The sequence below is a fragment of the Psychrobacter sp. Pi2-52 genome (genome assembly GCF_904846705.1).
Taxonomy (GTDB): domain Bacteria; phylum Pseudomonadota; class Gammaproteobacteria; order Pseudomonadales; family Moraxellaceae; genus Psychrobacter.
The window spans coordinates 111,834-126,870 of sequence record NZ_CAJHBS010000001.1 but is presented as its reverse complement, the minus strand read 5'-3'; the positions used below and the strand labels follow the sequence as shown (position 1 = coordinate 126,870).

General features: G+C 43.7%; 12 protein-coding genes. All 12 read left to right on the top strand.

Annotated elements, in window-relative coordinates; translation table 11 throughout:
- The first annotated feature begins 36 nt into the window (after positions 1-36).
- The 12 genes from betB (at position 37) to JMY00_RS00460 (ending at position 14,968) form a co-directional block, all read left to right on the top strand.
- Positions 37-1,539: a betaine-aldehyde dehydrogenase gene (betB, locus tag JMY00_RS00515; protein ID WP_201578700.1), complete on the top strand. Its 1,503-nt coding sequence runs from the start codon at positions 37-39 to the stop codon at positions 1,537-1,539.
- A 118-nt stretch (positions 1,540-1,657) separates the two neighbouring features.
- Entirely contained in the window at positions 1,658-3,358 is a 1,701-nt protein-coding gene (gene betA, locus JMY00_RS00510; protein WP_201578699.1) for a choline dehydrogenase, read from the top strand.
- A 292-nt stretch (positions 3,359-3,650) separates the two neighbouring features.
- Positions 3,651-5,696 carry a choline BCCT transporter BetT gene (betT, locus tag JMY00_RS00505; RefSeq protein WP_201578698.1) on the top strand — a complete coding sequence of 682 codons (2,046 nt, stop codon included), beginning with the start codon at positions 3,651-3,653 and terminating at the stop codon, positions 5,694-5,696.
- A 221-nt stretch (positions 5,697-5,917) separates the two neighbouring features.
- The gene (locus JMY00_RS00500) at positions 5,918-6,406 is read left to right on the top strand and encodes a M48 family metallopeptidase (protein ID WP_057761101.1); all 489 of its coding nucleotides are present in this window, start codon (positions 5,918-5,920) and stop codon (positions 6,404-6,406) included.
- 432 nt (positions 6,407-6,838) lie between these two features.
- On the top strand, positions 6,839-7,261 hold the full coding sequence (locus JMY00_RS00495) for a tetratricopeptide repeat protein (protein WP_201578697.1): 423 nt from the start codon (positions 6,839-6,841) through the stop codon (positions 7,259-7,261).
- A gap of 131 nt (positions 7,262-7,392) precedes the next feature.
- Positions 7,393-8,547, top strand: a complete 1,155-nt coding sequence (locus JMY00_RS00490) for an FAD-dependent oxidoreductase (protein WP_201578696.1) — start codon at positions 7,393-7,395, stop codon at positions 8,545-8,547.
- Positions 8,548-8,625: 78 nt separating this feature from the next.
- Positions 8,626-9,564 carry a DMT family transporter gene (locus JMY00_RS00485; RefSeq protein WP_201578695.1) on the top strand — a complete coding sequence of 313 codons (939 nt, stop codon included), beginning with the start codon at positions 8,626-8,628 and terminating at the stop codon, positions 9,562-9,564.
- A gap of 212 nt (positions 9,565-9,776) precedes the next feature.
- Positions 9,777-11,537 (top strand): potassium transporter TrkG, encoded by a 1,761-nt coding sequence (locus JMY00_RS00480; protein ID WP_201578694.1) that lies wholly within the window; start codon positions 9,777-9,779, stop codon positions 11,535-11,537.
- Positions 11,538-11,626: 89 nt separating this feature from the next.
- Positions 11,627-12,328, top strand: a complete 702-nt coding sequence (locus JMY00_RS00475; protein WP_057761091.1) for a TrkA family potassium uptake protein — start codon at positions 11,627-11,629, stop codon at positions 12,326-12,328.
- A gap of 44 nt (positions 12,329-12,372) precedes the next feature.
- Entirely contained in the window at positions 12,373-12,915 is a 543-nt protein-coding gene (locus tag JMY00_RS00470; protein WP_201578693.1) for a DUF3124 domain-containing protein, read from the top strand.
- 62 nt (positions 12,916-12,977) lie between these two features.
- Positions 12,978-13,391 (top strand): PaaI family thioesterase, encoded by a 414-nt coding sequence (locus JMY00_RS00465; protein WP_201578692.1) that lies wholly within the window; start codon positions 12,978-12,980, stop codon positions 13,389-13,391.
- Between the two features lie 599 nt (positions 13,392-13,990).
- Positions 13,991-14,968, top strand: a complete 978-nt coding sequence (locus tag JMY00_RS00460; RefSeq protein WP_201578691.1) for an OmpA family protein — start codon at positions 13,991-13,993, stop codon at positions 14,966-14,968.
- Positions 14,969-15,037: the final 69 nt, after the last annotated feature.

Genomic DNA, 15,037 nt, shown 5'->3' with positions numbered 1-15,037 from the left:
TATAGCGGCTTTTGCATATTGTCCCAAGGAGAATTTATGACTGATATTAATAATTTGACAGATATTATCGATTTAGACCAAGTACAAACAGCCTATATCAACGGTCGCTATCTAGCGGTTGATGAATCGCTGACGACTTTTGAAGATATCAATCCAGCCACTGGTGAAGTATTGGCAACGATTCAGCAAACCAGCAATGAGCAGATTGATGAAGCCGTAAAAGCCGCACATAAAGGTCAAAAAGTTTGGGCGGCGATGACAGCGGTCGAGCGCGGTCGCATTTTATCAAAGGCTGTTGAGATATTGCGCGATCGCAATGATGTGTTGGCACTACTTGAGACCAAAGACACAGGTAAAGCCTACTCTGAGACGAAGTACGTCGATATCGTTACTGGCGCTGACATTGTTGAATACTATGCAGGTTTGGCACCGATGATTGAAGGGCGTCAGATTCCATTGCGTGATACTAGCTTTGTCTATACTCGCCGCGAACCACTTGGCGTGGTCGCAGGTATTGGCGCATGGAACTATCCGATTCAAATCGCGATGTGGAAAGCAGCACCTGCACTGGCTGCTGGTAATGCGATGATTTTTAAACCATCAGAAGTGACACCATTGACGGCATTAAAACTGGCAGAGATATTGACAGAAGCTGGTTTACCAAACGGTGTGTTTAACGTCGTACAAGGTAACTATGAAGTAGGTCAGGCGCTAACTGAACACCCAAATATCGCAAAAGTATCGTTCACAGGTGGTGTACCAACTGGTAAAAAAGTCATGTCGAGCGCGGCAAGCTCATCTCTAAAAGACGTAACTTTAGAGCTTGGTGGTAAATCACCTTTGATCATATTTGATGACGCAGATATCGATACCGCTGCTGACATCGCTATGATGGCCAACTTCTACAGTACTGGTCAGGTATGTACCAACGGTACGCGCGTATTCGTCCCTAAAGCGCTACAAGCTAAGTTTGAGCAAGCCATCTTAACTCGTGTTGAGCGTATTAAGCTAGGCGATCCGATGGATGAGAACATCAATATGGGTCCACTGGTTAGCTTCCCGCATATGGAAAGAGTGCTTGGCTATATCGAGCAAGGTAAGAAAGGCGGCGCACGTCTGCTAACAGGTGGCGAGCGCGTTACAACAAACGATCTTGCAAACGGCGCATTTGTCGCACCGACAGTATTTACTGATTGCACTGATGATATGACTATCGTACGCGAAGAAATCTTTGGTCCCGTGATGTCGATATTGACCTATGAGACCGAAGAAGAGGTTATTCGCCGTGCCAATGATACTGATTATGGCTTGGCAGCTGGGGTTGTGACTGCAGATCTAAAACGCGCACATCGAGTCATCGCTCAGATCGAAGCTGGCATCTGCTGGTTGAACACGTGGGGCGAGTCGTCAGCACAAATGCCAGTAGGCGGCTACAAGCATTCTGGTATCGGCCGCGAAAACGGTATCGAAGCGCTCGAACACTATACTCAGACCAAATCTATCCAAGTAGAGTTGGGTGCGTTTGAATCTGTCTTTTAATCAATCTTATTGAGAAAAACGAAGCCGGTAAGGTTTCTTATCAGCTTTAATTTAGCTTTTTTAGGACGCCTTACTGACCCTAAACGATTTATGTTTTTTCAATATTATGGAGTATGTTATGACATCAACCACACCTGAGTATGACTATATTATTGTTGGAGCAGGCTCAGCAGGAAATGTGCTGGCCACGCGTCTGACCGAAGATGCCAGTATTAAAGTACTGCTGTTAGAAGCAGGTCGTCCAGACTATCGTTTTGACTTCCGTACCCAAATGCCAGCTGCGCTTGCCATGCCGCTACAAGGGACGACTTATAACTGGGGGTACAAGACAGATCCTGAGCCATATATGAATAACCGTGTCATGGACTGTGGCCGCGGTAAAGGGCTAGGTGGCTCATCGCTGATTAACGGTATGTGCTACATCCGTGGTAATGCGCTAGATTTTGATGATTGGTCTAAGATAAAAGGCCTATCAGACTGGACGTATTCGGATTGCCTGCCTTATTTTAAAAAGCTAGAAAACTGTGACGCTGGTGAGAATGACTATCATGGCGTGGGCGGACCTGTTGAAATGACTACCTCAAAGCCAGGAGTCAATCCACTGTTCCAAGCTATGATTGAAGCGGGCGTACAAGCGGGCTATCCACGTACCGAAGATCTAAACGGCTATCAGCAAGAAGGTTTTGGTCCGATGGATCGATTTGTGACACCTAATGGTCGCCGTGCATCAACGGCTCGTGGCTATCTTGACCGTGCCAAACCACGTAGCAATATCACGATTTTGACCGGTGCATTGACTGACGTAATTTTATTTGACGGCAAGCGCGCTGTCGGTGTCAAAGTCGAGCACGAAGGCCAGACCAAAAATTTCCATGCCGCTCGCGAAGTGATTGTCTCATCTGGTGCGATTGCCTCACCACAACTACTACAGCGTTCAGGTATCGGCCCTGGTCAGTGGTTAAAAGACGCTGGCGTGACTGAAATATTGGATCTACCAGGTGTTGGTAATAACCTACAGGACCATCTAGAGCTGTATATGCAGTATGAATGCAAACTGCCAGTGTCAATCGCGCCTGCCAATAAATGGTGGAATAAGCCTGCGATTGGGGCAGAATGGTTATTCAATGGTACAGGCCTTGGTGCGTCTAACCAATTCGAAGGTGGCGGTTTTATCCGTACCGATGAGAAGTTTACCCATCCAAACATTCAGTATCATTTCTTGCCACTAGCTGTACGCTACGATGGCCGCAGTGCTGTCAAATCGCATAGCTTTCAAGCACACGTCGGCTCACTACGCTCTCCAAGCCGTGGCCGCGTCAAGCTAAAATCACGTGACCCGAAAGCGCATCCAAGTATCTTGTTCAACTATATGTCGCATGATCAAGACTGGCAAGAGTTCCGTGCTGCGATGCGTATCACGCGTGAGATCATGCATCAGCCTGCACTGGATCCTTATCGTGGTCGTGCGATTGCACCGACCGATGATTTGGTCACCGACGCCCAATTAGATGAGTATGTGCGCAACCATAGTGAAACGGCTTATCATCCATCTTGTACCTGTGCGATGGGTGAAGATAACGATTCGGTAGTGAATGGCGAAGGTCTGGTCCATGGTATCGATGGCTTGCGAGTTGTCGATGCGTCTATCATGCCGAATATCATCAGTGGTAATCTCAATGCCACGACCATTATGTTGGCAGAAAAAATCGTCGACAAGATGCGCGGCGTACAGCTGCCACGTTCAACGGCAGATTATTATGTGGTCAATGGTGCACCACTGCGCTCAGAGCCAATGCGTGATTATTTCTCGTCGGTATAGGCTGCGATATAAGCCTGCATACAGGATACTGAATAAATAACGATATGAGAAAATTTTAACCAAAAGGCCTTTCCAAGTAGAGGCCTTTTCTATCAACGCTAACGTATTAGAATGATGAATACCGTTCAGGTTGAACTTGTTTATAATTTTATTAGCTTTTTATTTATTGGTACTGCTTTGTCCGTCATGCGGTTGGTTCCACCTTATACGGTTATAGATCATCAGTCTACTATTAGACGATGCCGGACAAAGCAATATCGGACCCTGTTTAATTTACTTATTGAGGTCTTTTATGTACAGTTCGCCATCAAAAGATGTGACGAAACCTCTGACCCTAAACAAAACCGTGTTTATGGGCTCAGCTATTATTTCTATTTTATTGATAATCTGGACCATCGCTTTTCCAGATTATAGTGAGGCCTTGTTGAGCGCGAGCATGACTTGGGTATCAGACAAGTTTGGCTGGTATTATATGTTGGTGGTTGCCGCTTATAGTATCTTTGCGTTGTTTGTTGGTTTTTCTAAGTACGGCGATATAAAGCTTGGTCAAGACCACGAAAAAGCACAATTTCCGTTTTTAGCGTGGGCGGCTATGCTGTTCTCAGCGGGTATTGGTATTGACCTGTTGTTCTTTGGTGCCTCTGAGCCTTTGATGCATTATTTGACCCCGCATACAGGCCTAGAGCCTGCTAGTACTGAGGCCATGCGCGAAGCACTTGCTCAGACTTTCTTGCACTGGGGTCTACACGGTTGGGGGATTTATGCACTAATCGGTATGGCGCTGGCTTACTTTGCTTATCGCAAAAATATGCCACTCGCGCTACGCTCGCCGCTGACACCGATATTTGGTGAACGCTTAATCAAAGGTTGGTTAGGTGATGGTATTGATACCTTTGGCGTCGTCTGTACGTTGATGGGTATTGCGACCAGTTTGGGTATTGGGGTATTGCAGGCCAATGCTGGCTTGACCCATGTGTTCGGTATCGAATCTAGCAAAACGGTTCAGGCGCTCATCATTGTGGGTGTTGTCGCGGCGGCGGCTGTCTCTGCGATGACAGGTGTCGAAAAAGGCGTTCGTCGTCTATCTGAATTCAACATGTTGTCGTCAATACTGTTGTTGCTTGCCATATTGGTAATGGGCAATACGGTGTATCTATTAAATACCTTTACTCAAAATATCGGTCAATATTTCCAAACCATCGTTTATAAAACCTTTGATGTTTATGCTTATGACGGTGCTGCTGGTGCCGAGTGGAAATCTTGGTGGACAATATTTTTCTGGGCATGGTGGGTTGCTTGGGCACCATTTGTAGGTCTATTTATTGCACGTATTAGCCGTGGCCGTACGTTGCGCGAGTTTGTATTTGGCGTGATGTTTATTCCGCTTGGGTTTATTTTTGCATGGTTCTCTATCTTTGGTAATTCAGCGATAGACTTGGTTGCCAATGGCGCAACAGAGCTTGGCGAAATCGCGGTCAATGATGCGGCAATGGGTATGTTTGCGCTGTTTGAGTACTTCCCTTACAGTGAAGTATTGTCATTTGCTGGTGTGGTTATTGGTCTTATTTTCTTTGTGACTTCTGCTGACTCAGGCGCGTTAGTACTAGCGAACTTGAGCTCAAGAGGTATGACCAATGATACCGATGCTCCTGTTTGGTTACGTCTGTTTTGGGCAGCAGCGACTGGTCTTATTACGTTAGGATTATTGTTTGCAGGTGGTTTTGCCTCATTGCAATCTGTCTCTGTCATTGCAGGCTTGCCATTCTCTATCATTCTTGTGCTTTACATGATGTCTATGTGGAAGTCGCTAAAAGAAGAAGGTAATAAGCGTAAAGCCAGTACAATCGGTACGGCAAATGTATTGGACAGTGGAAAGAGCTGGAAAGCGCGCTTGCAACGTATTGTGAGCTTCCCAGGACATGCACAGGTCGAAAAATTCCTGCATACGGTCGTGATGCCAGCGATGTCTGAGGTCGAAAAAGAGTTTAAAGCAGGTGGTCTCAGAACCTCGTTAGATACCAAAAACCTTGCTAGTATCGGTGAAGGTATCGATGCAGGCATGGACCAACACAGTGGTCAGGTAGATGGTCTAAAACTGCGTGTCGGTCATGGTGACGAAGATGACTTTATTTATGAAGTTAATCTGATTAAAGCTCATCGTCCTAACTTTACATTGAGCACATCTACCAAGCACGCAGAGTACTACTACCGTGCGGAAGTGTTCTTAAGTGAAGGCTCGCAAGAGTATGACTTGGTTGGCTACTCAAAAGAGCAGGTATTGGTTGATATCTTAAATCAGTACGAACGTCATTTGCAGTATCTGCATTTAGAGCGTTAATCAGACACACTTTCTAAGTAAAACTATTAGTAAAAATGTCCCCATAAGTTGCACGCAGCTTATGGGGTTTTCTTATGGATAACTATTTGTAAATAACTGTCGTTTAAGTTGAGGATATATCCCAAATAAGTGTCAAACAAGTACCGCAAATATAAGGTAAAATTCATTAAGATTAAATTGATCGATTGATACGCTGCAACGTATTAGCAAAGGATACATTTGTGACCAAATTAAAGTACATAGCGCATTACTCAGAGCAGATTCAAACTCAAGCTGCTCAGCTTATAACTGATGGTAGGTTGGGCGAGTATCTGGAAAAAAAGTACCCAACTCAGCATCAAATCCAAAGCGACAAAGCGCTCTATCAATATATAAATGAGATAAAAACCCAATACATGCGTAAGATTGGTCAGCTATCAAATGTCAGCTATAGCAGTAAGCTCAAGGTTTTAAAACATGCACTGGGTATCCATACGACGCAATCGCGCGTACAGGGCAGTAAGCTCAAATCGCACAATAGCATCACGGTAGCTAGCCTATTTAAGGATGCGCCGCCAGAGTTTTTGCGCATGATTGTTGTGCATGAGCTCGCTCATTTTAAAGAACATGATCATAACAAAGCTTTTTATCAGTTATGTTGTCATATGGAGCCTGAGTATCATCAATTTGAGCTGGATACGCGACTGTGGCTGCATTGGCGCGAGTTGTAGCCCTAATATAGTCAAGTCTATATACATCCGCTACATCGTCATCCTCGCTAAGCATACTAATGTATAACTTGCACTCGGTTGCCTTGTGCTGCTTTTAAATTGAATCGACTATAGTATGAATAGCAACCTTAATAAGGTTCATAGTAATTTTAATAACAGCCACATAAATATCGTGTTCTTCTCTGTAGCAATCATCTGAGCCGCTAGGGCGTGTCCTCAATTCAATTGATTATATCTAAACGGGCTAAAAATGGCTAAATTTTGCCAAACATCGTTAAATAGCTGGTTAATATCCCGATATTATCTACGCTATTTTCCTTGTTTGACTGCAATTTATCTCATTTTTATCACCATTTTTAAAATGAGGACACGCCCTAGAATTACGTTATAATCCTAACCACACACGATATATTCTATAAAAGGTTGTAAACAATGATCAATACCAAAATATACAAAGCCATTTACACCTTAGCCGAAGAATTATTAGAAGCGGATCGCAGAGGCAATCAAGAGAAATTTGATTCGCTGTATGCTGAACTAAACGCCATTTGTGCCGATAATGAAGGCACTGACAAAGACCACCCAGAACAATGGGAAACGCTTGCTGACTTTACTGAAGATTTGGACGCAGCACTGGTGATTTATGACAAAGCACTGGCCAAGGCTACTGCAATTAACTCAAAAGACCATATGTCATCGATTGCTTTTTCTATGGCGGTGCTACAGCTTGAGACAGGTGAAAAAGAAGCCGCTATCCAAAGCCTACAAAATGCCAAAGTCACAGCCAATAAGATCGAAGATAAAGAGTTCAAGGTTGAGATTGATGAGATGCTTACTAAGCTATTGGCAGAGTAGTTTGGTTTATAGTCAATCCCCTATAAATTGGGGACGGCGTCAGTCTCGATCAGCCTACTGCTTGTACTACTTTCGCTCGGCCTCCTGATATCCAAGTTAAGTTGAACCGACTATAAATAGGGTAATCCGATATGCAAGACATACCTGTGGTAATCGTTGGTGGTGGGCTAAGTGGATTATATGCTGCCTTCTTATTAGAGCAAAAAGGTATAGCGTATAGACTGCTAGAGGCGCGTGATACCTTGGGTGGTCGCATTGCAGTTGCTAAATATCTAGATGCGCATGCTACTAATAACAGTACTGATATCGACCAAGCAGAATCAAGCGCGACATTTGATTTAGGGCCGTCATGGTTTTGGCCTGATTATCAGACGCAGTTAAGCACACTTATTGAGTCGTTAGATTTATCACGTTTTGCGCAGTTCGAAGAAGGCGATATGATGGTTGAGCGGGCTGCCAACCAGCCACCTGTACGTATGCAAGGTTACAAAAGTGCACCACCTTCTGTGCGGCTAGTCGGTGGTATGGCCGCTTTGATTGAGGCGCTATATGCTCGCTTAGATGCCAGTTGTATCATGACTGGTCAAGTTGTACAGCAATTAAATAAGACATCTCAATATATTGAAGTACAGAGCGAAGACAGCTCTGGGCATGTGACCGGACATGTGATGACGTTCCGTGCGCAGCATGTGCTACTTGCGTTACCGCCTCGATTGGTAGAAGGCCAGGTAGTATTTCAGCCAGCGCTACCGCAAGACTTAAGTGAACAGTGGCGCGACACAGCCACTTGGATGGCGCCCCATGCCAAATACGTCGCTGTTTATGAATCACCATTTTGGCGAGATGCTGGTCTCTCGGGTGCCGCGCGCAGTGCGATAGGGCCGCTTACTGAGATACATGATGCCTCTACGCTAGAAGGCGATGGGGCATTGTTTGGTTTCTTTGGCGTTCCTGCTCAAGTACGTCAGAGCGTTTCTGATACGGTGCTAAAAGAACATTGCCGTGCCCAGTTAGTGCGACTATTTGGTGAGCAGGCGAGTAACCCAAAAGCTGAATATCTCAAAGACTGGGTAAAAGACCCATTAACAGCGATGCCTGCTGATGCTAGCGGCAACGGTCAGCATGCAGTAGCACCGGCGTCCAAGCCAAACACAGGCGTGTGGCAAGACTGTCTAACAGGTTGTGGTAGTGAGTGGTCAGCGCAATTCCCTGGCTATCTTGCTGGAGCAATTGATGCAGCAGCCGTCGCTGTAGGAAGCCTACCTGCTACCATTTTGCGCCAGTAGCTATTAGGGTGCTGTTATACGTTATTATAAAAGCCATCAAACATGATTAAGAAAATTCGTCATCCAATAGGATAGTCGATGAATGACTCGCTCAAGCAAACCAGTATTCACAAAACCACTTGGCTGTTGCCTTTCGTTTGTCTACTGGCAGGTGGCGCACTCACTGGTATTTCGACCAATGTGGCAAAGTACGCTATCGATGTCGGTCTGACCCCATTAGGGTTTTTGTTCTGGTCGATTACTGGCGCTGCTGTTATTTTATTTATGATAGCGCTCATCAGAAAAGAACTCCCTCCTCTTAATGCGCGCAGCTTAGAGTATTATTTCGTCGCGGCGCTTGTCAGTGTCGCGGCCGCCAACTTACTGTTATTTTCTGCTATTCCTCATGTGGGCGCAGGTTTCGTCGCCTTAATCCTCTCATTGCCGCCACTGCTAACTTATCTTGGTACGCTGATACTACGTATAGAGCAATTTTATATTGTCCGTGCGCTTGGGGTCATCGCAGCACTCATCGGGGCAGGAGCATTAGCCATACATAAATTCTCTGCGCCAGATTCTAGTGTGTTTTGGATTTTAATCGCGCTTTGTGGTCCAGTGCTACTTGCTATTGGTAACATATATCGGACATTACGCTGGCCTGATAATGCGTCTTCTGGCGCACTCGCTCCAGGTATGTTGATTGCGGCAGCGCTGCTGCTAGGCTTATTTAGTATGATGTCAGACTTCTCTATTGCTGTACCTTTAGAGAATTGGCTACCGCTAAGCATGATAGCTATACAAGCAGGCGTATTTGCTGGACAGTTTTTACTGCTATTCCTATTACAGAAGACAGGTGGGCCCGTGTTGCTGAGTTTGTTAGGTGCGGTAGGGGCCATTGTCGGCGTACCCGTTGCTATTTTTTTGCAAGGGGAGAGTCCTCCAGAAGGTTTGTTTTTAGGTGCTACCTTAATTGCGATTGGCGTGGCATTGGTGACATGGGGCGGTGTAAAAATAGCAAAAGTAAAAGAAGAGGTTTAATAAGTGTGTATAGGCGATAGCATTAAACTATAGAGTTATTAAAACCGTTACTTCCTAATGAGCATTTCTTATCTCGCTCGGATTATCAGTATCTAACTTATCAATAGCTACTATGACTCAATAATTGGTTACGATTAACTTAAATCACTTTTTGTGGATACGACAAAAAAGGAGTATAAGTATCGTGGTTATTGTTGTCATGGACTCAGGCTATGAATGCAGCCACGCGTTATCGATTATTAAACAATTTTACGATTCTCATTAGTGTCATCGGGGTAGCGATTGCCTTGTTAGATAGTGGTTTTACACTACCGACGTGGCTCCAGCAAGTATTCCACATCTTCTATTTGGTCATTATCTTTCTTAGTTTTATGGTGACCGCTGGTCGTTACATCTATACCAAAAAGCCATTAACCTTCAATAAAGTCGCTGTCTTTGACGCACTGACTAGCATTGCCATTATCGTTTTATTGACCGCACATTTCACAGACTTAGTACGCTCGGGCCTGTCCGCTGCCGTTGATGGCTTTGTCGCGATAAAGATAGCGGTGTTTGTCACCTTCGTCCGCGAACTCTCCGATCATAATTTCAATCTCAATCGTACCTTTCTACACCCTGCGCAGTTTTTTATTCTAAGCTTTTTAGTCGTAGTGCTGGTTGGAGCATTGCTATTGATGATGCCCAATGCGACGACGCAACCACTGTCTTTTGTTGATGCGCTTTTTACTGCGACTAGCGCGGTTTGTGTGACAGGGCTTATCGTAGTGGATACTGCCACCTATTTTACGACTTTTGGCCAAGTCATTATTATGGGTCTGATACAAATTGGCGGCTTAGGTATTTTGACCTTTGTGACCTATTTTAGTTATTTTTTTAAGGGTGGTGTCAGCTATGAGACACAAGCCAGCATCAGCGAGATGTCTTACATGCGCGGTATGGGTGATGTGGTGTCGACACTCAAGTCTATCTTATACGTCACATTTGCTGTCGAGGCGGTAGCGGCTGCGCTGATTTATATCAGTATTTATGACATACCCAATATGGATTGGTCTGAGCAGCTATTCTTTTCTGTCTTTCATGCGATTTCTGCTTTTTGTAATGCTGGATTCTCTACATTCAGTGCTGGCTTGTACGATGATTCGCTACGTTTTAATTATTCGCTACAGCTGATTCTGGCGATGACATTTATCTTCGGTGGTATGGGTTTCACCATCGTGGTCAATGTGCTTAGATATTTACGTTATCGTGCTCAGCGGCTGATAAATCGCCATGACCAACGCTACATCTATCAGCCTTGGTTACTTAATATTAATAGCCGTATTACTTTGATTACCACAGGCGCATTACTGCTAGTCGGTCTGATTGGGGTGATGATATTTGAATACAATAATGTGCTCGCTGACCATACCAGTTTTCTTGGGAAGCTAGTAACAGGGTTCTTTACGGCTGCTACCCCGCGTACGGCAGGATTCAATGTGATTGATATGGGTGAGCTGACGTTTCCAACGGTAATGCTGACGATATTTCTGATGTGGATTGGTGCGTCACCAAACTCGACAGGTGGTGGTATCAAGACCAGTACCTTTGCGATTGCGCTATTAAATACATTGAGTCTGGCGCGTGGTCAGACCAAGATAGAGGTATTTAAACGAGAGATTGCGGAGATTTCCGTTCGCCGCGCATTTTCTATTATGTGGTTGTCGCTATTGGTCATTGGTACGGGCGTAACGCTCATTAGTTATGATCAGCCAGAACTTGATTTGATTAAAGTGGTATTTGAGTGTTTCTCAGCTTATAGCACGGTGGGCCTAAGTTTAAACCTGACAGCAGACTTATCAGATTTTAGTAAAATAGTGGTTTCGGTCATTATGTTCGTTGGCCGCGTCAGTATGCTAACGATATTTATCGCACTGCTAAAAAATATGCGCCAACGCAATTATCGCTATCCTACGGAAGAGATTACGATTAACTAATCCGTCGTAAACAGTTAAATAAACCGTCGTAAACACACTATGTCGTTCTTAATAAATAGCAAAAAATATTAAAAAAGGTTGTTTAAGTTATGAAGTACATCATCGTAGGACTAGGGAATTTCGGTGCATCGTTAGGCTCGGCATTGACTAGTCAAGGTCATGAAGTGATTGCTATTGATAGTAGTATGCAACGGGTTGAAGCTTATAAAGAAGTGATTTCGCATACGCTGTGTATGGATGCCACGGACGAGTATACGGTTAGTGGATTACCAATCGTTGATACTGACATCGTCATCGTGGCGATTGGTGAAGATCAAGGGGCCAATGTCATGGCAACGGCGTTATTTAAGACGTTAAAAGCCAAGCGTTTAATTAGCCGTAGTATCAATCCGCTACACGAAAAAGTCCTACAAGCCATCGGCGTAGATGATTTGATTCACCCTGAAAAAGAAGCGGCCAATCGCTGGGCCAAGCGTCTGTCACTACGCTATTTTGTTGATTCGTTTGAGTTAAGCGATAACTTCAGCATGGTAGAGATTAAGATTCCAAATGTGCTGATTGGTAAGACTGTCGACGACTTACAGTTAGAGCAAAAGTTCAATATCCGATTGCTTAGTACGTTACGCTATGAGTATTATGAAGACAGTTTTGGTCGTACGCAGAGCAAGCCTAGCATTCAAGGTTTGGCGACGCCTGAGCAAGTACTGCAAGAGCGCGATGTACTGGTGATCTATGGTGCCAACAAACACATCAATCAGTTCTTACGTAGTGTGGGTGTGAAAATAAAATAGCAGCTTGCTATCGCAGTGATACCAGAAGGTATAGGGAAATGATTATGAATACACGTAATATGTCTGTCCTACTGATCGCTATAATGGCATTACTGTCAGGTTGTGATCAATCAGCGCAAGATCCGAACGTTCTTCTGTCCGAGCGCCAACAAGATCCGATTGAAGCGTTAGAGGTGACCTCCGATGTAGATCGCAGTCAGTTCAGTTATAAAGAAACCTTTTATGTGCCAATTTATTCTGATATTTATACCGATAGAGACAATCGCAAAGTGCTACTATCAGCGACACTGAGTGTGCGCAATACCACGCTAAAAAAATCACTGTACATTAATAAAATTGATTATTACGACACCGATGGTGCACTGGTAAAATCGTATCTAAGCAAGCCCATTGAGCTACCAGCAATGGCTACGCTCAACTATATCGTCGAAAAAGAAGAAGATAAAGGCGGGTCGGGTGCTAACTTCATTATCGAGGTCGAAGGTATCGATGAAACCGTCAGACCAGTTATCGAAGCGGTCATGATTGGCAATTTTAGCAATAAAGGATTTGCATTTAGTACGGAAGGTACGCCAGTAATACATTAAAGGAATGTATTCAGTGAAGTAATAAATAACAAGGAAAGTTTAATTCAACTCAAGGAAGCGTTATGTCTGCAACAAAAGAAGAAATCAGCGCCTTTATGGCGTTAGAGTTTCCACAAACCAAATGCATCGTCGAAGCAGTCAGTGAAAACGGTGCAACCTTATCGCATGATATTGGCATAGATGAGTTACGTCCTGGCGGCACAGTATCGGGACCTGTCATGATGGCCGTCGCTGACGTCGCCATCTATGTCGCGATACTTGGCAAAATCGGCATCGTACCATTAACGGTGACGACGAGTCTGACCATCAATTTTTTGCGTAAACCGTCAGCGGATGCACGTATTATCGCTGAATGCACCTTACTCAAAGTAGGGCGAGCCTTGATAGTAGGCGAGGTGTCTCTATATTCAGAAGGTTCAGATGAGGTCGTGGCTCATGTAGTCGGCACCTATTCTGTACCGCCTAAGTGTATTTAAACTTTTACTTCATAGTATATATTGCTTGAGTAATAAGTCTTTTATCGTTAGATTAGCACGCATTGAACATCATAGACTCAGAGATCAAGATCATTATATGAAAACATTAGATCTCATCGAGATGACTTATCGCCATGATTTAATCGTTACCTTTGAATTATTGGATGACAGTCATTAGCGTAGTAATTACTATAGAATACTCTGTACAAAATAAACCTCGCCAAGCATAACAGCTTGCGAGGTTTATTTTATAGTAGTACGAATTTATAAGAGTTGGCATTCATTTTGCAGTATTTAAAGAACTAGTAATTATTATTTCTGTAAATAATAAATGAACAATAGTTTTTTAGCTGTGAAATGGATTTCTATGTAAGGTAGTAGTTGGCTTGCTGTATAAAAGTTTTTTGTACAACAAGGAATTTTAGGTAGTTGATTTAAATAAAAAAATTAAATGTCTAAGGTGTATGTTCATAGGTAAAAAGCGATAGACGGTCATTTGGATGGTTTAACTGTACTAGTATCTACGTACAAAGGTAAGTAGCATATATACATATTCATGGTTAATTTAAAAAACCAGCTAAGGAAGCTAAGGAAGAGTCATGGGAAATATAATCAGAAAATCTATCAATATTATTGTGTTGCCAGTAATGCTATTAGGGGTGACAGCGTGCGCTGTGACTGGTAACAATAGTATTGATAACGACGGAGACAGTCGCCATGTGAGTAAGGTTGCATGGAATAACCAAACTGATGCTGATATTAATCGTATATTAGATAGAAGCGTATCCGCTGATAAAACCCGCTTAGTCTTTATTAGACAAAATGATGGTCATCCTGAACAAACGAGTGCCAACATTGCAGTAAATAATAGGTTTCAAGTGAGTCTACATGCAGGCAACTATACGGTGGTTGAATCATGTGTCGGTATAAATCAATTAAGTGCTCATGCCACAGGATTTAAAGACAATAACTTGCTCGCAAATAAAAAAGATTACGAGCTAGCTGGCGGCCAAACTTACTTTTTCCATGTGAATATGACTGAAACAGGTCAAAGTACCTTACAGCGAATCACTGCTGATAGTGCATTGCAACTACTGGCAAAAAAACGTTATCAATCTCATCAAATTAGCCGTGTTGTTCCTAATTGTCCACTACCTATCGTAGCCGCACCACCAACCAACCCACCTACCGTGATAAAGACCCCAACACCAGCTTTGTCCGAAAGAATGACTATTGATCTTGAAATATTATTTGAGACAGATAAAGCTGTAGTACGTCCAGAATACTATTCAAAAGCCACTGAATTAGTAGAGTTTATGCGACAGTACCCAAATACAGTGGTGACCATTGAAGGACACACCGATAGCCGAGGCAAAGATAACTATAACCAAGATTTATCGCAGCGCCGAGTCGATGCAGTGAAAGACGTGCTAATTACTGAGTTTGGTATTGATTCTGACCGTATAAGTGCTATTGGCTATGGAGAGTCGCAACCACGAGCAAGCAATGATACCGTAGACGGTCGTCAACTTAATCGCCGTGTTGTTGCTGTAGTTGAAGAGCGCGTACGTAACTAATAATGGTATTACTCTGTGGCAACCAAACCTGCCTAATATGAATATATCAATCTATATTATTTGAATTAA